We start from the raw sequence: 18,001 nt of genomic DNA, 5'->3' as shown, positions 1-18,001 counted from the left end.
TTGTCCACAACCTGGCCGCGTTGTGGACAGCTCCGTCGTTGGTAGCTTCAGCGGCGCTTCTTGTCGGTGCTGGCCGATAAAATGGACATGGGCGCGCCCCCCTAGGGAGGGCGGGGGTCTGTCTCGCCGTTCAGCTCGATGGCACGGCTGGGAGGTTGACCAGCGCCGCCGTGGAGAAATCCGCGGCGAGCCGAGCCGCCGACGTCAGGTCGAGGCCGTGGTCGATTGCGTGGCGGGCGGAGGTCGTGGCGACGCCGACGAGGATGTTGGCGAGCCGGCGTTCGTCGTCGCGTGGGGGCAGGCCACGGGCGGTGAGGTAGGCGCGGATGCGGCGGGTGACCTGTTCGTCGATGTCGGCGAGGAGGAGCTCGCGCACCGCGATCGTGTCGCTGGTGATGTCGACGCCGAACAGGAGGCGGAAGCCGTCCGGTTCGGCGGCCGCGTAGTCGAACAGGGCCTGGGTGTCGGCGGCGACCTGGGTGCGCAGGCCGAGGCCGTCGTTGCGTTCGTACTCGGCGAACAGCCGCGCTCGGCAGGCCGCCGCCTCGCGGTCCAGCAGGCGTCGGTAGAGGGTGTTCTTGTCGCCGAAGTGGGCGTAGAGCGTGGGTTTCGTCGAACCGCTGCGGTCCGCGATCGCGTTCATGGTGGTGGCGCGGAAGCCGCACTCCACGAAAACCGTCCTGGCGGCATCGAGCAGCTCGTCGTCGGTGGGGCGGGCGCGGGTGGAGCGGTTCATCCGGCAAGCATATCCGCCCGGCTTTACCTGGCGGTAAAGCTGCGCTAGCTTTACCGCCAGGTCAAGCACAAAGGAGCGCCGGTATGCGTCGACGCCTGGTCACCTCATTCACCGCGGCACTGCTGCTGGCGGCGGCTCTGGTCGCCCCCGGCACGGCGACCGCCGGGCCGAGGAAGGGCTGCGAGCTCCCAGCCGAGGCGACGGCTTCGCCCGCCGAGGAGGCGATGGACCCCGCCGCGGTCGACGCCGCGGTGGCCTACGCACAGACCCACCTGCGCGCGTCCGTCCAGATCTTCCGCGACGACTGCCGGATCGGCCGCGGCCTGCTCGACCCGGTCACCGACCAGGTGCCGATGGAAATCTTCAGCGCCACGAAGTCGGTCGTCTCGATCCTCACCGGCATCGCCTACGACCAGCACCGGATCGGGCTCGACGACCCGATCGGCAAGTACCTGCCCGCGGGCATGGGCGACGCGGCGCACCGCGCCATCACGATCCGCGATCTGCTCACCCAGACCTCCGGGCTCGACGAGTCGATCCTGGCGGAGCTGGCGTCCATCGGCCTCGATCCCGACGTCGCACAGGAGGCGATGGCCCAGCCGCTCACCCACGAGCCGGGCACGCACTTCGAGTACAGCCAGCGCACGCCCGACCTGCTCGCGGCGGTGCTCCAGCGCGCCGTCGGCGAGGATCTGCAGGACTTCGCGCAGCGGGAGCTGTTCGACCCGCTCGGCATTCCGCGGGGCAGCTACCTCTGGCTGCGCGACCAGGCCGGAAACAGCTACGGCTACGCCAACCTGTTCATCCCGCCGGCGCAGTTCGCGAAGCTCGGGCTGCTGATGCAGCACGACGGCAGCTGGCGCGGGCAGCGCATCCTCTCCAGCGGCTACATCACCCAGGCCAGGGCGAACACGCCCACCAACCCGTGTTACGGATTCCTGTTCTGGCACAACGGCGGCAGCTCGTGCACATCGGCCAACTTCCCCCACGCGCAGACGGTGGCGGGCCCGATGATCGGCAGCGCCCCCGACGACCTGTTCGCGATGGTCGGCGCGTTGCAGCAGAACAACTTCATGATCCCGAGCCTCGGCATCACCGTCACCTGGACCGGCGTGCTCGGCGACACGGCACCGAACCTGGCCGGCCTGCTCAGCTCGTCGCCGTCCGGGTCGGACCTGTACTACAACTTCTTCCGCATCCTGCTGCGCGGCGTCCAGGACACGCCCGTGCCTGACCCCGGGCCGTTCCGCACGCCGCCGCTGGACCTGGACGTGAACCCGGTCAACTACCTGGATCCGGCCGTGCTGCTGCGGGATCTGGCGCCCAACGCGAACTGCAACGTACTTGATCTGCCGGCAGCCCGGCTGATCAGCCGAGGCGGAAGATCATCGCGTCGTTGTAGCTGTTGTAGTCGTGTCCATCGCGCGGCGGCGGGTTTAGACCTTGCCGTCGGCGGGCGGGACGGTTTCTGATCGTTGACGACGACCAGCGTGTCGCCGACCGCCCATGAGTCGATTCCCTGGTTGTACTGGGGAACCTGCTGCGTGCCGACGCGCGCGACCGGTTACGTCGCGGCTGCCACCAACCGTGCGTACGGGCCGTCGGCCGCCAGCAGTTCCGAGTGCGAGCCCAGCTCCGTGATCCGCCCGCCCTCGACCACGGCGACGCGGTCGGCCGCGGCGGCCGTGTGGAGGCGGTGGGCGATGGCGATCACCGTGCGGCCCTCCAGCACGGCGTTCAGCGACCGCTCCAGCTCACGCGCGGAACCCGTGTCCAGCAACGAAGTCGCCTCGTCCAGCACCAGCGTGTGCGGGTCCGCCAGGACGACCCGCGCCAGAGCCAGCTGCTGAGCCAACGCCGCTGGGACCGCGTACGCGCCGGAGCCCAGCCGCGTGTCCAAGCCGTTCGGCAGGGAGGCGAACCAGTCCGCCGCACCCGCCGAAGTCAACGCGGCCAGGAGTTCCGCGTCCGTCCAGTCCCCGCCATCACGACGTGCCGGTAGGGACAGGTTCTCCCGCAACGAACCCGAGAACGTGTGGTGCTCCTGCGTCAGCAGCAGCACCTCGCCGCGCAGCAGATCCTCCGCCAGCGAAGAAACCTCCGTGCCACCAACGCGAATCGAGCCCGACGTCGGCGCCGAGATGCCCGCAAGCAGCCGGCCCAGCGTCGACTTGCCGGCACCCGAAGGCCCGACGATCGCCAACCGCTCGCCCCGCGGCACCGACAAGTCGATCCCGTGCAGCACCTCGCGATCGGCTGTGTACCCGAAGTGGACGTCGCGCACCTCGATGTCGCGCCCGGCCGGCACCGTGGTCACCTCAGAGCGCGCCGGAGCAGGCTGCACACCCAGGATCCGCCGCGCCGCCGCCAGCGCCACCTGCAGGTCCTCCATCCAGAACAGCGCCTCGTTCAATGGCGCCGTCATCGCCTGGGCGTAGGCGAGCATCGTGGTGATCGTGCCGAGCTGGGCCCAGCCCTGCGAGTACGCGAAGAACCCGAGGCCCAGCATCGCGGCGATCGGCAGCACGTAGCTGATCTCCAGCGACGGCAGCCACCGCAGCTGCAGCGCGCGCATCCGGCGCTCGCCGAGCACGGCCTCGTCCAGGGCGTCGCGGCCGAGGCGGATGCGGCGGTCGGTGAGGCTCAGGGCCTCGGTGGTCCGCGCGCCCTCCACGGTCTCGTGCGTGGCCGACTGCAGGTCGCCCCAGCGGTCGAGCATCCAGGCCATCAGCTTGGGGATCCGGCGCTGGTACCAGATGTTCACGGGTACCAGCAGCGGCAGCGCCACGAGCAGCGCCAGCGCCAGCAGCGGCGACGTGATGATCATCGCGACCGTGGTCAGCAGCACCGTCACCACCGCGATCAGGATCTCCGGCGCCGCGAAGCGCACGGCGTGGTCGAGGCGGCTGATGTCGCTCGTCGCGCGGCTGAGCAGGTCGCCGGTGCCGGCGGCCTCGACCGTGCCGAGCGGCAGGCTCAGGGAGTTGGCCACGAACCGTTCGCGCGTCTGCGCCAGCACGCGCTCGCCGAACATCCGGCCACGCAGGCGCGCCGCCTTCTTCGCCCAGGCCTGCAGCACCAGCGCCACCACGAAACCCATGGCCAGCAGGTCGACGCGCACCGTGCTGCTGCCGTCGACGACGCCCTGCACGAGCAGGCCGAGCAGCTGCGGCCCGGCCAGCCCGATCAGTGTCGCGAGGCAGAACAGTCCGAGCATCACCGAGAACTCGCGCCGGTGCTCGGCGGCCGTGCGCGCCGCCCAGCGCCGCACGTCGCGACCCGACGCGAGGGGGAGCCGTTTCACACCGTCACCGCTTTTCCGCTCACGACCTCGTCCGCCACGTGAGTCCACAGTGGACTCTGGCTGAACACCACGGTCGTCTTCCCGCGCCGCAGGTCCGCGACGCGCTGGGTGATCCTGGCCTCCGTGTGCGCGTCGACGGCCGAGGTCGGCTCGTCGAGCAGCAGCACGTCGGCGTCCGTCGCGAGCGCCCGCGCCAGGCTCAGCCGCTGCCGCTGGCCGCCCGACACCTCGCGCCCGCGCTCGCCGATCAGCTCGTCGACACCCCGGGGCAGCGCCTCGATGATGTCGTCGGCGTCGGCCGCGTACAGGGCCGCTTCCACGCTCACGTCACTCGGCAGCGCGGAACTCAGCTGTTCGCGCAGCACACCTGAGAACCACAGGTCCTGGTTGTGCGCGTACACCACCCGCGCCCGCAGCTCCGCCAACGCGACCTGGTCCACGGGCACGCCGCCGACCAGCACGGGCTCGGCGGCGTCCGTGAACCGCGCCAGGCGGTCGGCCAGCGTCTCCGCGTCGGCCCCGAGGTCGACGACGGTGAGCTTGCCCGCCTCGAGGTGGATGCCGGTCTCGGTGTCCACCAGGTCGAGCGGCCCGGCGGGCAGCGGCACCGGTGACGCCGGCTCGGCCAGCCGAGGCCGCAGCGACAGCAGCGCGCAGATCTTGCGCGCCGACACGAGCCCGGAGCTGACCGCGCTCACGGCCTCCGTCGCCGTGTCCACGGGCACCACCAGGAACGCCGAGACCCCGTAGAACGCCACCAGCTCGCCCACGCCGATCGTGCCGTCGAGCGCGAGCCGCGCGCCCAGCCACGTGATCGCCACGGTGACCAGGCCCGGCAGCACGATCGCCGCCGCGGCCAGCCACGCCTCCGCGCGCCCGACCTCCACGCCCGAGCGGCGCACCAGCTGGCTCGCGTCGTGGAACCGCTTCAGGAACCGCCGCTCGCCCCCGACCCCACGCAGGATCCGCAGGCCGGACACGATGTCGGCGCCCAGCGCGTTGACGTCGCTGAGGTTCTCGCGCTGCACCGTCTTGCGCTTCTGCAACGGCTTCAGCAGCGGCCCGATCCCGAGCACCGCCAGTGGCACGCCGACCAGCGCGACGACGCCCAGCAGCGGCGACGAGCCCAGCATCGCGATGCCGATCACCACGAACGCCACCACGGAACCCACGGTCCGGCCGATCACCTCGTAGGTGTTACCGATCCAGTTGATGTCCGACGACGTCACCGCCACGACGTTGCCGGTCGTCGTCGCCTCGCGCAGGGTCGCGCCCAGGCGCGTGGTGTGCGTGGTGACCAGGCGCTGCGTGGTGCCCGCGCCGTGGATCCACATGCCGTACGACGTGAAGTGCAGCCACGTTCCGAAACCCGCCTGGAACACGCCCAGCCCGGCCGCCACCAGCGCCCAGCGCCAGATCGCGCCGGTGTCGCCCGCCGCGATCGCGTCGATGCCGCGGCCGATCACCAGCGGCAGCAGCGCGCTGGGCAGCGACCAGCAGGCGCCCGTGAACGCGGCCGTCACCACCAGCCACGGGCGCGAACGCAGCACCGCGAGCAGATAGCGGCCGGCCGTCGGCCGTGCGGGCAGCCGAGGCGAGGCGAAGGGATATGTGGCGGAGAGCACGATTGTCGACGGTAAGCCGCTTCACACGGCCCGCGCGACTGATTTATCCCCTGGCGAACGGCGGATGACCGGGGGATGCCACTGAGGGTGTGACCCGGCCGACACGTAGTCTTGGAGGTGTGGCGAACCCTGACACGGACACCGTGACCAGCACCGTTGACACCACCGCGCGGGCCGCGGAGACCCCCGACACCACGCAGCCGTACGTCGAACTCGGCCTGGCCGAAGACGAGTACGCGCGCATCCGCGAGATCCTCGGCCGCCGGCCCACCGACGCCGAGCTGGCGATGTACTCGGTCATGTGGAGCGAGCACTGCTCGTACAAGTCCTCGAAGAAGCACCTCGGCTACTTCGGTGAGACGGCCACCGACGAGATGAAGTCGAAGATGCTCGCGGGCATCGGCGAGAACGCCGGCGTGGTCGACATCGGCGACGGCTGGGCGGTCACCTTCAAGGTCGAAAGCCACAACCACCCGTCCTATGTGGAGCCTTACCAGGGCGCCGCGACGGGCGTCGGCGGCATCGTGCGCGACATCATGGCCATGGGTGCCCGTCCGCTCGCGGTGGCCGACGCGCTGCGCTTCGGCCCGGCCGACGCGCCCGACACCAAGCGCGTGCTGCCCGGAGTGGTCGCCGGCGTCGGCGGCTACGGCAACTGCCTCGGCCTGCCGAACATCGGCGGCGAGCTGGTGTTCGACCCGTCGTACAGTGGCAACCCGCTGGTCAACGCCCTGTGTGTCGGCGCCATGCGCGTCGAGGACCTGCACCTCGCCTTCGCTTCGGGCACGGGCAACAAGATCATCCTGTTCGGCGCGCGCACCGGCCTCGACGGCATCGGCGGCGTGTCCGTGCTGGCGAGCGACACGTTCTCCGGTGACGAGACCGCGGCCGGCCGGCGCAAGCTGCCCAGCGTGCAGGTCGGCGACCCGTTCACCGAAAAGGTGCTCATCGAGTGCTGCCTCGACCTGTTCAAGGAGAAGCTCGTCGTCGGCATCCAGGACCTCGGCGGCGCCGGGCTGTCCTGCGCGACGTCGGAGCTCGCGGCCGCGGGTGACGGCGGCATGCACGTCTACCTCGACCGCGTGCCGCTGCGCGCCACCGGCATGACGCCGGCGGAGGTGCTCTCGAGCGAGTCGCAGGAGCGCATGTGCGCGGTCGTCTCGCCGGAGAACGTCGAGGCGTTCATGGCCGTGTGCGCCAAGTGGGACGTGATCGCCACCGACATCGGCGAGGTCACCGACGGCGACAACCTCGTGATCACCTGGCACGACGAGGTCGTGGTCGACGTCCCGGCACACACCGTCGCGCACCAGGGCCCGGTCTACGACCGCCCGATCCAGCGCCCGGCGAGCCAGGACGCGCTGATCGCCGACACGTCGGCCTCGCTGCCCCGGCCGTCGACCCCCGAAGAGCTGCGGGCCGACTTGCTCAAGCTCATCGCGTCGCCGAACCAGGCGTCGAAGGAATGGGTCACGGCGCAGTACGACCGCTACGTGCGCGGCAACTCCGTGCTCGCGCAGCCGTCGGACTCCGGCATGATCCGCATCGACGAGGAGAGCGGCCGCGGCGTGTCGGTGTCCACCGACTGCAACGCGAAGTTCGTCTACCTCGACCCGTACCGCGGCGCGCAGCTCGCGCTCGCCGAGGCGTACCGCAACGTCGCCACGGGCGGTGCGACGCCGGTCGCGGTGTCCGACTGCCTGAACTTCGGCGCCCCGACCGACCCGGCCGTGATGTGGCAATTCGAGCAGGCCGTGCACGGTCTGGCCGACGCGTGCGTCGAGCTGGGCATCCCGGTCACCGGCGGCAACGTGAGCTTCTTCAACCAGACCGGCGACACGGCCATCCTGCCGACGCCGGTGATCGCCGTGCTCGGTGTGATCGACGACGTCACCCGCCGCATCCCCACTGGCATCGGCGCGGAGGCCGGCGAGACGCTGCTGCTGCTCGGCGACACCCACGACGAGCTCGACGGTTCCGCGTGGGCGCGCGAGCTGCACGGCCACCTCGGCGGCGTGCCGCCGCGCGTCGACCTGGCCCGCGAGAAGCTCATCGGCGAGATCCTCGTCGCCGGCTCGCGCGACGGCATGATTTCCGCCGCCCACGACCTCGCCGACGGTGGTCTGGCGCAGGCCCTGGTCGAGACTGTCCTCATCGGACAGTGCGGTGCGCGGGTGTTCCTCGATCGCGACCAGGACCCGTTCGTGCAGCTGTTCTCCGAGTCCTCGGGCCGCGTGCTCGTGGCGGTGCCGCGCACAGAGGAGCTGCGGTTCACGGAGATGTGCACCGCGCGCGGGCTGCCGTGGCGCAAGACCGGCGTCGTCGACCCGGACTCCCGTGCGCTCGAGCTGCAGGACATCACGGAGTTCTCGCTCGACGAGCTGCGCGAGACCTGGGAGAAGACGCTGCCGGCGTTGTTTGACTGAAGTTCTTGATCGCAGAAAGGGCCGCTTCCCGGACACCGGGGAGCGGCCCTTCGCTTGTGCCGTGTCCCGCTTGTCAGTGACTGACAGATGTGTCTCGGCTAGACTCGGCCGCATGGTCGGCGAAGGGTTGCGCGAGGTCACGCGCAGGGCGGTCACCGCGGAGATCGCCGCGAAGGCGATGGATCTGTTCACCGAGCAGGGTTTCGAGGGCACGACCGTGGACCAGATCGCGGCCGCCGTGGGGGTGTCGACGCGCACCGTCTTCCGGTACTTCGCCGGCAAGGAAGACATGGTCGTCGGCAACCTGATGGAGCTCGGGCACGAGCTGGCCGCGGCTCTCGAAGCGCGGCCCGCCGACGAGGCGCCGTGGCCGGCGTTGCGCGCGGCGCTGCAGGTGTGCGTGGAGTCGCTGGAGGCCGCCGGGCTGTCTCGCGCGACGATGCTGGCCGAGACGCCCGCGTTGCGCACGGCGTTGCTGCGCAAGCACTTGCAGTGGCAGGAAGTGCTGGTGCCGGTGCTGGCCGAGCGGCTGGGTGGCGACGAGTTCGCGGCCCACGCGCTGGGCTCGGCCGCACTGTCCTGTTTGGACGTCGCGGGCTACGAGTGGACGCGCGTGGCGGGCGGGAAACCGTTGGGCGAGTTGCTCGACGAGGCGATCGAGGCGGTCAGCTCGCCGGCACGGTGAGGCGCGCGGCGCCGTCGTCGTCGAGGGGTTCGAGCAGCCAGCCGTCGGGTAGTTGATTGTCCTTTGTGGACAAAACCTTCGTGTTGTAGAGCGAAAGGTGCTCGGGCACGCGCGCGAAGCGTAGGTCGGCGTGGCCGCCGAAGGACGCGTGGCGCAGGTCGAGTGAGTCGTCGAAGGCCGCGTCGGTGAACACGGCGTCCTTGGTGAACACGGCGTCCTTGAACGCGGTGCGCCCGGCGAACGTCGTCTCCGTGAAGTCGGCGTTCTCGGCGAACACCGTGCCGCTGAACCACGCGTAGTCCAGGAACTTCGTGCCGCGGCAGCGGAAGTTGCCGATCAGGCGGCCGTTGCCGGTGCCGGCGGCGGTGAAGTACGCCCGGTCCGTGATCACGCAGCCGCTCAGGTTCGTGCTGCTGTGCAGCGACGCGTAGCGCAGCAGCAGCCGGCCGATCTTGCGGCGGGACAGGTCGAGGTACTCCAGCACCGCGCCGGTGAGGTCGAGGTCGTAGCTCGGAGCGTCCACTTCGGACGCCCACGGCAGCAGTTCGGCGACGAGCCGCTGCGCGGTCAGGCGGACTTGGAGCTCTCGCTCGACCTCGGGCCCGTCGCCGAGCCCGTCGCCGCGCTCGGGATTCTCGTACCGCGCGTGCTTGAACGGCCGCCGCAGGTAGGCGCACAGCACGTCGAGCACGGTCTGCGTGTACGTCGGCCGGCTGCGCGCCAGACCCGCCAACGCGTGCAGCGCACCGACGCGCACCTGGTCGGCCTCGTGCCCGAGCAGCTCCACCGACTTGGCGAACCGCTCGTCGGACACGCGCTCACGGTCCTGTTCGGCCCGGCGCATCTCCAGGTCGTGGCGCTGCCGCTCGATCTCCTGGCGCGCCTCTTCGACGCGGCGGCGCCGGTCGTTGAGCCACAGCGCGTAGAGCGCCACGACGGCGCCGCCGGCCAGACCGGCCGTTTTCAGGGCATCGCTGCGGCTCGTGGCGGGGTCGGTGAGCAGCCAGCCCCCGACCCCGCACAGCAGCAGCACGGACGCGACGAACGTCCAGAGCAGTGGGGACCGCACCGATCAGAAGGCGATGACGAAGAAGAACCCGATGCACCAGTTGCCGCCGACGCTGGTGGCGATCACCGAGCCGTTGGCGTCCTTTCCGGACAGGCTGCCGTCGAGGTTGGCCGTGACGGTCGCGGTGCCGTCGTAGCTCTCGACCTTGAGCTGCGGGGTGCCGGTGGTGGCCTCGTCGATGCTGTCCTTGGAGAACGCTTCGCTGCCCTGGCAGGTCATCGCCGTGGCGCCCGCGCCGTCCTTGGCGTTGATCTTCGCGACGAACGCGTCCACGGCCTGCTTGCCCTCGGCCGGCGTGTTGCCGCCACCACCGGTGCCGGGGATGTCGGTCTCGTCGGTCGGCAGGCCCGGCTCCGACGGTTCGCCGGTGGGCAGCTGCGGCCGCGACGACTGCGCGGGCGGCGGCACCTGGTTCTGCGTCTGCGCCGTGGAACCCGAGTCCTTGCTCAGGAAGAAACCGGGTGCGACGAATCCGGTGATGCCCAGCGCCACTACGACCACCACGGCCACGGCGATGCCGATCCACAGCCCGGTCTTGTTGTTCTTCGGCGGCTGGGGGCCACCGCCGTACCCGCCGCCGTACGGCTGGTTCGGGTCCCAGCCCTGCTGCGGATACTGCTGGGTGCCCGGGTACTGCTGCTGGTACGGCTGGCCGTACGGCTGCTGCCCCGGGTACTGCTGCTGCGTGTTCGGGTCCCAGCCCTGCTGCTGGCCGCCCTGCTGCGCGTTGGGGTCCCACCCGGGCTGCTGGCCCGGCTGCTGCTGCGCGTTCGGATCCCACCCCGGCTGCTGGGGAACCCCGCCCGTGCCGGGCTGCTGCCAGCCCTGGCCGTAGGGGTCCGGCTGGCCGCCCTGCCCTGGCTGCGGTGGGTAGGTCATCTCCGGTTCCGCCCTTCCTGGTGCACCGTTTCGCGCCGTGGTCTGACGACCGGCGAGCGCCGGCGGTTCCTCCCCACGTGAGGTGCATTCTGCAAGGTCGGGAGCCACTGCACAAAAGACGTGACGAGAACGAAGCTCCCGGCCGCCCCGCAGGTAGGGGCGGCCGGGAACCTCAGGCGTGAATCAGTGGTGAATCAGCTGTCACCCAGGAGTGGATCAGCCGTTGGCCAGAGCCTGGACCCGGTCGAGGGCACCGTTGAAGGTGTCCTGGTCGAGCGGGCTCGAGGTGTACTGCCAGACGGTGTAGTAGCCCCAGCCGTTCGGCAGCGCGCCGGCCGACGACGCGTACCGCGCGACCCAGAGCGGCACCGTGGACGAGAAGTTCTGCGACGTGCCCACGCACTGGTTCCACCAGCTCGCCGAGGTGTAGATGACGGGCCAACGGCCGGTCTTGGCGTGGTAGGTGTCGTGGAAGGCGCGGATCCACGAGCCCATCGCGGCCTGGCTCAGGCCGTAACAAGTGGCGCCGTACGGGTTGTACTCCATGTCGAGCGCGCCCGGCAGGGTTTTGCCGTCCTTGGACCACCCGCCGCCGTGGGCGACGAAGTAGGTCGCCTGCGCCGCTCCGCTGGAGGTGTTCGGGGTGGCGAAGTGGTACGCACCGCGGATGAAGCCCTGGTTGTACGAACCGTTGTACTGCTGGGCGAAATACGGGTTGGTGTAGCTCGTGCTCTCCGTCGCCTTGGTCCAGACGAACCGTTTGCCCTGGTTCCACCAGCTCGCCCAGTTGACGTTGCCCTGGTAGCTGGCGACGTCCATGCCCGGCACAGTGGCCAGGGCCTGGTTCGGGATGGCGGCCGCGGGCTGCGGCTTCTGGGCGGCGACTTTGGACGCCGGTGTTGAGGAATCGCCCTCCACCCGGCGGATTTGGGACCCCAGTTCGTGGTTGTGCGCCTGAATGTCGGCGTTTATCGCAGTAATCTCACTGGCCGATTGGTCCGGGTTGTAAGGAGCGGCCGTTGCCTGGGCCGTGGAGCCGAGCAGGAGCGCCACGGTGGGGATGGCCAGGACGGAGAGCAGGGTCGCCCGCCGTCCTCTTCGGGAAGTGGACATCGTTGAATCCCTTCACAGATACCCTCGCTGAGGGCGGCTATTGCAGGTAGCCGCCCGGGGGAGATTCTTGATGACGTCCCTCGGTTTGTCAGCAAGATCCGTGAAGTTAAAAGGTCGCCTGGGTGATTTTCATCGGTAGATGACTACTTATTCCCAGCGTCGTAACGAATGTTCACCCGATTGCCAGATCGCGGAGGGTTGCGAGGGGACCGTTGAGCCAGTTCTGGTCTCCCGGCAGCGAACCCGTGTCCGCGAACTGCCAGATCGCCTGGCTGTGCCAGCCGGCCGGCAGCTCGCCGATCTGTGTGTTGTAGCGCGCGAGCCACAGTGGATTCGCGCCGAGCGCAGGGCTGTTGCCGGTGCAGCGTTTCCACCAGCTCGTGGACGTGTAGATGGTGGGCAGGCGCCCGGTTCGTGCCCGGTAAGTGTCCGAGAAGGACCGGATCCACGCGACCATGCCGGCGGGGTCCTTGCCGTAACAGGTCTCGCCGTAGGGGTTGTACTCCGCGTCGAGCGCGCCCGGCAGCGTTTTGCCGTCCGCGGACCAGCCGCCGCCGTGGGCGAGGAAGTAGTTGGCCTGCGTCGCGCCGTCGGACACGTCGGGGCGCGCGAAGTGGTACGAACCGCGGATGATCCCGGCCTGGTACGAACCGTTGTACTGCTGGGCGAACTGCGGGTTGACGAAACCCGTGCCCTCGGTGGCCTTCACGTAGACGAACCTCGCGCCGGCCTTCGCGGCCGCGGTCCAGTCCACCGCGCCCTGGTGGCCGCTCACGTCGTGACCGAGGACCTGGTCGGTCGCGGTGTACTCGACGTTCGGCGCGCCGGCGACGCCCTCGTACTTCTCGATCTGCGAGCCGGCGTAGTGGTCGTCGGCGCCTTCGTAGCTCGGCGCGGCCGTGGCCGGGGTGCACAGCGCGAGCCCGGAAACGACCGCGGCGCTCCACACGGTGGCGCTCCAGCGCAGCAGCGGATTACGACGCTTCACCCTGGGCTCCCAACCGGACGCGTGTACTCCAACGAAGGCAAACGATGCCCGCAAGCCGCCGTTCCGGCGACTCGGTGATCACCTGATGGAGTGATGACCGCAGGTCGGGGTGGGGTCGGGATCCGTGAGGGTGACGGGTCGCGGGTACGAAAAAGCCCGCTGTCCACTCGGGACAACGGGCTGTTTCGAAATGTCTCAGCCGGAGTGGAACTCAGCGCCGTTCTTCGGCCAGTGCCTTCAGCAGGTGCTCGGCCGGCACGACGGCGGTGATGCCGTCGTGCGGGTTGATGGCCACGGGGTGTCCGGCGAGCAGGCCGACGATGTCGCGCCCCAGCACGGCGCGCGCGTGCGGCCACTCGCGCGGCACGAGCGACTTGGCGGTGTAGGCGGGGACCATCACGCGGCCGTCGGCGTTGTGGAAGCCGATGACCGTGCGCTGCACGGGGGACATGGCGTAGACGAACAGCGTCGAGTCGAGGATGACCTTCGGCAGGTCTTCGGCCGGGCGGTGCTCGGTGCGCACGAGTTGCAGCAGCCGCTCGAGCTCCGTGCCGGGCTCGGGGTAGCCGAGCGCCTTCGGCGAGGGCCGGTAGCGATCGTTGGGGTGGAAGTCCTCCACGACGTCGCCCGAGGCGTTCACCGGGTACGCGCCCACGACGGCCCACGACGGCACGGGGCCACCCGGGTCGAAGGCCTCGTCGATGACGTAGAGCCAGCTGTTGGGGTTGGCGCGCGCGTTGGCCCGCATCTCGGGGGTGATTTCGGGTTTGCCCTGCGGTCCGCGCCGGCCGTGCCGCCCGGCGGTGGCGGGTTTGCCCTCCGGTTTGCCGCGGCGCGCCGCGGGGGTGGTCGGGGAAACCATCCGATCTGCCTCGTCCCGCTGCGCCATCGCCGTCCCTCGCTGCCGGGTGCTGAATGTTCGTCCGACGTCACTCTACTGTTGGGCTATGGCCTCTTCGCGTTCGGTCGATCCCGCTGAGTTACGGGCGGCGGTGCTGGCCGTTTCGGGCTGGTTGCGAGGTGACGGGCCGGATCCGGCGCGGCCCGAGCTGGCCGCCGCGGTGCGGCTGAGCCTCAAGGCGCTCGCCGCCGACGCGCCCGGGCGCAGCGTCGAAGTGCGCGTGCCGCCGTTCGCCGCCGTGCAGTGCGTCGAGGGTCCCCGCCACACCCGGGGCACGCCACCGAACGTGATCGAAACCGACCCCCGCACGTGGCTCGAACTGGCGACGGGCCTTCTCGATTGGCCCAGCGCCCTCGACGCGGCGCGAGTGACGGCCTCGGGCTCGCGGGCCGACCTTTCACACTGGCTCCCCGTGGTCCGGCTCTGACCACCTGGGGCCTTGACCGGTGATTACTCACCTGGCTGTGTCGTCGGGTGCCGACTCTCCGTAGAATCGTGACGACAAACCCGACGCGTGCCGAGCCGTGCTATACGGGTTGGCTCTGTACGTGTACTTTGGGTAGTCGGGCTGGAATCCCCCAGGTAAACGAGCGGCGTACGGAAGGTCCCGGTCATGAACGCGGTGAACGCGTCCGGTGGCGAGCAGAGTCTCGGCCCGACAGCGCGCCGGATGATCCTCGGCTCGCAGCTGCGCAAGCTGCGTGAGGAAGCCGGGATCACGCGTCAGCAAGCGGGCTACAACATCCGTGGTTCCGAGTCCAAGATCTCCCGCCTCGAGCTCGGCCGCGTCGGTTTCAAGGAACGCGACGTCGCCGACCTGCTCACCATGTACGGCGTCGCGGACGACGAAGAGCGCCGCGCCTTCCTCGACATGGTCAAGCAGTCGAACGAGGCCGGCTGGTGGCGCAAGTTCGGCGACACCGTGCCCGGCTGGTTCACCGACCTCGTCGGCCTGGAAGAAGCCGCGTCGCGCATCCAGATCTGGGAACCGCTGTTCGTCTCCGGCCTGCTGCAGATCGAGCCCTACGCCCGCGCGATCTTCAGCCACGGCCGCCCCGAGATGGCCGACGAGAAGGTCGACCAGCTCGTGGCCCTGCGAATGCGCCGCCAGAAGATGCTGGCCAGGCCCGACGCGCCCCGCGTGTGGGCGGTCCTCGACGAGTCGGTGCTCTACCGGCCGATCGGCGGGCCGAAGGTGCTCAAGCAGCAGCTCGAGTACTTGCTCGAGGTCACCACGTTGCCGCACGTGTCGGTGCAGGTCCTCCCCTACTGCCGCAGCGGTCTGTCGGCCGAGCACGCATTCACGCTGCTGCGCTTCGCCGAGTCGGAACTGCCGAACATCGCCTACATCGAGTACCTCACGGGCGCCCACTACCTCGACAAGCGCGACGAGATCGAAAAGTACGGCCGCGCGCTCGACCTGCTGGCCGTCGACGCGGAGACGCCGGAGCGCAGCCGGGCTCGGTTGGCCAAGCGGCGCGCGGAGATCTGAGTCTCGCCGAGTTCGTGGTCTGCCTGAGCCGCTGAGCGGTCCTCGGCCGCGTTGCGGGTGTGCCGGCGTCATGTCACTCTGCCGGGCGTCGAGGCGCCCACAGAGCGTCGAACCGGCGGTCGCTGAAATCTCGGCGCTCACACGCTGTTGCGGCTGTTCACCCGCTGGGATCGCCGGTTTGTCGGATTTTCGCTCAGCGCCACTTTCCCGGCGTCAACAGCGACCCAGCGTGATTTTTCACCCCTTCGAGTGGCGATGTGATCGTCCGACCGAGACTTTCTACTGAAGTCTGTCGTCACGCAGTGAGAAACTTGCAGAAACTTCTGCACGTGCATTTACCGCTGCATGAGCGCGTGCTAGCGTCCCAGTCACAGGTAGATGCACGTGCAGATTCCTGAGCTTTTCACCGTCCCGGAAGGTGGGGATCATGGCTGAGCGGTTCGAGAACGGCATTCCGGCCGATCGTCTGACCGGCGCCCAGTGGCGCAAGGCGAGCTACAGCGGCGCTGTGGGCAACTGCGTGGAGGTCGCTCCGCTGGCGTCCGGCGAGATCGCGATGCGCAACTCCCGCTTCCCGACCGGCCCGGCGCTCGTGTACACCCGTGCGGAGATGGCCGCGTTCCTCGCCGGCGCGAAGGACGGCGAATTCGACGATGTCCTCGGCTGACGCGCTGGAGACCGTCGAAACCGGTCTCCAGGAGCTCATCGGCCGCGGGTACCAGTTCGTGCACCAGACGGACGCCAACGGCGAGTTCGAAGCCGTGGTCGGCGTCCGGGTCCACGACAACGTGGTGGACGTCGTCCGGCTCAACGCCGAGGACGACGCGGTTGCCACGCGGGTACCGGGGACTGAGGACAACGTCTTCGAGCCCGAGAAGTGGCTGTGGCGCCGCCGCGGTGAAGTCTCCGAGGTGCTGACCGAAGTGCTCGCGCTCCCCGATGAGGAAACCAAGGCGCTCGCCCCCGCCAAGGGGTGCTGGGTGCCCGGGCGCGGTGGCACCTCGAAGTGGCTCGCGGCCCGCTGAGACACCCTTGATCTTCAGGCCCCGTGCGATGTGGACAGCCACGTCGTGCGGGGCCTGGTTCACGTTCGGGGTCGAGAACCAAGATCCACAACGCGAGCACGGCTCTCCCCGGGCGGTCGTCACAAGCTCGTGAAGTGGGGAGAACCACGTCGCGCACGGCCAGACCGGCCTTCATACCCCTTACACTTGGACTTGGCCCGCCCACGTCTTCCTGGGAGCACCTCGGTGGTTTCCGACCCCTCCGCCCTTCCTGACCAGCCCGACCCGGAACCCCGCGAGGAGTGTGGCGTCTTCGGCGTCTGGGCTCCCGGGGAAGAGGTCGCCAAGCTGACCTACTACGGCCTGTACGCGCTGCAGCACCGCGGGCAGGAGGCGGCCGGCATCTCGGTCTCCGACGGCTCGCAGATCGTGGTCTTCAAGGACCTCGGCCTGGTCAGCCAGGTGTTCGACGAGCAGGTGCTGCAGTCGCTGCAGGGCCACATCGCCGTCGGGCACTGCCGCTACTCCACGACCGGCGCCACGATCTGGGAGAACGCGCAGCCGATCTTCCGCACCACGGCCACCGGCAGCGGCCTGTCGTTCGCGCACAACGGCAACCTCGTCAACACCGCCGAGCTGCGCGACCGCACGAAGGCCGCCGGCCTCAAGCCGCACGCGGGCCTCACCGGCTCGTCCAGCGACTCCGACCTCGTCTGCGGCCTGCTCGCAGCCAACGCGGCCGACAAGGGCATCGAGGCCGCGGCCATGGAGCTGCTGCCGACGCTGAAGGGCGCGTTCTGCCTGGTTTTCGCCGACGAGAACACCCTCTACGCCGCCCGCGACCCCCACGGCGTGCACCCGCTCGTGCTCGGCCGCCTGGAGCGCGGCTGGGTCGTGGCGAGCGAGACGGCCGCGCTTGACATCTGCGGCGCGTCGTTCGTGCGCGAGGTCGAGCCGGGTGAGCTCATCGCCATCGACGCGGAAGGCCTGCGCTCGTCGCGGTTCGCGAACCCGGAGCCCAAGGGCTGCGTGTTCGAGTACGTCTACCTCGCCCGCCCCGACACCACGATCGCCGGCCGCAGCGTGCACGCCACGCGCGTGGAGATCGGCCGCCGGCTCGCCGGCGAGCACCCGGCCGACGCCGACCTGGTCATGCCAGTGCCGGAGTCCGGCACGCCGGCCGCGATCGGCTACGCGCAGGGTTCGGGTATCCCGTACGGCACCGGCCTGGTGAAAAACGCCTACGTCGGGCGCACGTTCATCCAGCCGTCGCAGACGATCCGCCAGCTGGGCATCCGGCTGAAGCTCAACCCGCTGCGCGACGTGATCCGCGGCAAGCGCCTGGTCGTGGTCGACGATTCGATCGTCCGCGGCAACACGCAGCGCGCGCTCGTGCGCATGCTTCGGGAGGCCGGCGCGCTCGAGGTCCACGTGCGGATCGCCTCGCCGCCCGTGCGTTGGCCGTGCTTCTACGGCATCGACTTCGCCTCGCGCGCCGAGCTCGTGGCCAACGGCGTCGACCTCGACGGCATCCGCCGCTCGATCGGAGCCGACTCGCTGGGCTACATCTCGCTCGACGGCCTGGTCGCGGCCTCGGAGCAGCCGAAGTCGCGCCTGTGCACCGCGTGCTTCTCCGGCGAATACCCCATCGACCTGCCGGATGACGCGTTGATCGGCAAGCACCTGCTGGAAAGCATGGATTCGGTCAATGGCAAAGCGACTCCGGTCAGCCCGGCCGGGTACGGTGCCGAAGACGCCGTCCGGCGTCCCTAGTCAGAT

The 18,001-nt window shown here is 69.8% G+C and carries 16 protein-coding genes; 8 read left to right on the top strand and 8 right to left on the bottom strand.

Annotated features, from left to right (window positions below; all coding sequences use genetic code 11):
- Positions 1-130 precede the first annotated feature (130 nt).
- The gene (locus tag AB0H62_RS11345; RefSeq protein ID WP_360585651.1) at positions 131-736 is read right to left on the bottom strand and encodes a TetR/AcrR family transcriptional regulator; all 606 of its coding nucleotides are present in this window, start codon (positions 734-736) and stop codon (positions 131-133) included.
- Positions 737-819: 83 nt separating this feature from the next.
- On the opposite strand from AB0H62_RS11345, the gene AB0H62_RS11340 reads away from it, so the two are divergent.
- A complete protein-coding gene (locus tag AB0H62_RS11340) occupies positions 820-2,208 on the top strand; it encodes a serine hydrolase (protein ID WP_360585649.1) in 1,389 nt (462 codons plus the stop codon).
- A 92-nt stretch (positions 2,209-2,300) separates the two neighbouring features.
- Here the strand turns inward: AB0H62_RS11340 and AB0H62_RS11335 are convergent, their stop codons facing one another.
- Together AB0H62_RS11335 and AB0H62_RS11330 are read right to left on the bottom strand one after the other, a co-directional pair.
- Positions 2,301-4,040 (bottom strand): ABC transporter ATP-binding protein, encoded by a 1,740-nt coding sequence (locus AB0H62_RS11335; RefSeq protein WP_220245092.1) that lies wholly within the window; start codon positions 4,038-4,040, stop codon positions 2,301-2,303.
- Positions 4,037-5,665, bottom strand: coding sequence for an ABC transporter ATP-binding protein (locus AB0H62_RS11330; RefSeq protein WP_220245091.1), 1,629 nt, complete (start codon positions 5,663-5,665; stop codon positions 4,037-4,039). The genes AB0H62_RS11335 and AB0H62_RS11330 overlap by 4 nt, the downstream gene beginning before the upstream one ends.
- A gap of 143 nt (positions 5,666-5,808) precedes the next feature.
- On the opposite strand from AB0H62_RS11330, the gene purL reads away from it, so the two are divergent.
- Both purL and AB0H62_RS11320 read left to right on the top strand, forming a co-directional pair.
- Positions 5,809-8,091 carry a phosphoribosylformylglycinamidine synthase subunit PurL gene (gene purL / locus AB0H62_RS11325; protein WP_220245090.1) on the top strand — a complete coding sequence of 761 codons (2,283 nt, stop codon included), beginning with the start codon at positions 5,809-5,811 and terminating at the stop codon, positions 8,089-8,091.
- Between the two features lie 112 nt (positions 8,092-8,203).
- Positions 8,204-8,776 (top strand): TetR/AcrR family transcriptional regulator, encoded by a 573-nt coding sequence (locus AB0H62_RS11320; RefSeq protein ID WP_360585646.1) that lies wholly within the window; start codon positions 8,204-8,206, stop codon positions 8,774-8,776.
- Here AB0H62_RS11320 and AB0H62_RS11315 read toward each other — a convergent pair.
- From AB0H62_RS11315 to AB0H62_RS11295, 5 genes are all read right to left on the bottom strand, one after another.
- On the bottom strand, positions 8,757-9,845 hold the full coding sequence (locus tag AB0H62_RS11315; RefSeq protein ID WP_360585644.1) for a pentapeptide repeat-containing protein: 1,089 nt from the start codon (positions 9,843-9,845) through the stop codon (positions 8,757-8,759). The genes AB0H62_RS11320 and AB0H62_RS11315 overlap by 20 nt on opposite strands.
- 3 nt (positions 9,846-9,848) lie before the next feature.
- Positions 9,849-10,724 carry a hypothetical protein gene (locus AB0H62_RS11310; protein ID WP_220245087.1) on the bottom strand — a complete coding sequence of 292 codons (876 nt, stop codon included), beginning with the start codon at positions 10,722-10,724 and terminating at the stop codon, positions 9,849-9,851.
- Between the two features lie 216 nt (positions 10,725-10,940).
- Positions 10,941-11,837 carry a lysozyme gene (locus tag AB0H62_RS11305; protein WP_360585642.1) on the bottom strand — a complete coding sequence of 299 codons (897 nt, stop codon included), beginning with the start codon at positions 11,835-11,837 and terminating at the stop codon, positions 10,941-10,943.
- Between the two features lie 172 nt (positions 11,838-12,009).
- Positions 12,010-12,825, bottom strand: a complete 816-nt coding sequence (locus tag AB0H62_RS11300; RefSeq protein WP_360585640.1) for a lysozyme — start codon at positions 12,823-12,825, stop codon at positions 12,010-12,012.
- A 211-nt stretch (positions 12,826-13,036) separates the two neighbouring features.
- Positions 13,037-13,714, bottom strand: a complete 678-nt coding sequence (locus tag AB0H62_RS11295) for a type VII secretion system-associated protein (RefSeq protein WP_360585638.1) — start codon at positions 13,712-13,714, stop codon at positions 13,037-13,039.
- Positions 13,715-13,772: 58 nt separating this feature from the next.
- Here AB0H62_RS11295 and AB0H62_RS11290 point away from each other — a divergent pair, with 58 nt between their 5' ends.
- From AB0H62_RS11290 to purF, 5 genes are all read left to right on the top strand, one after another.
- Complete coding sequence (locus AB0H62_RS11290) at positions 13,773-14,153, top strand: sterol carrier family protein (protein ID WP_220245083.1); 381 nt, start codon at positions 13,773-13,775, stop codon at positions 14,151-14,153.
- Between the two features lie 186 nt (positions 14,154-14,339).
- Positions 14,340-15,218, top strand: coding sequence for a helix-turn-helix transcriptional regulator (locus AB0H62_RS11285; protein WP_220245082.1), 879 nt, complete (start codon positions 14,340-14,342; stop codon positions 15,216-15,218).
- A gap of 427 nt (positions 15,219-15,645) precedes the next feature.
- Positions 15,646-15,885, top strand: coding sequence for a DUF397 domain-containing protein (locus tag AB0H62_RS11280; protein WP_220245081.1), 240 nt, complete (start codon positions 15,646-15,648; stop codon positions 15,883-15,885).
- A complete protein-coding gene (locus AB0H62_RS11275; RefSeq protein WP_360585636.1) occupies positions 15,872-16,243 on the top strand; it encodes a hypothetical protein in 372 nt (123 codons plus the stop codon). The genes AB0H62_RS11280 and AB0H62_RS11275 overlap by 14 nt, the downstream gene beginning before the upstream one ends.
- A 225-nt stretch (positions 16,244-16,468) precedes the next feature.
- Positions 16,469-17,995, top strand: coding sequence for an amidophosphoribosyltransferase (purF, locus tag AB0H62_RS11270; protein ID WP_220245079.1), 1,527 nt, complete (start codon positions 16,469-16,471; stop codon positions 17,993-17,995).
- The last annotated feature ends 6 nt before the right edge of the window (positions 17,996-18,001 follow it).

Origin of the sequence: Amycolatopsis sp. NPDC050768, assembly GCF_040654155.1 — a bacterium.
Taxonomy (GTDB): domain Bacteria; phylum Actinomycetota; class Actinomycetes; order Mycobacteriales; family Pseudonocardiaceae; genus Amycolatopsis.
This window is presented reverse-complemented; position numbering and strand designations above follow the sequence as displayed.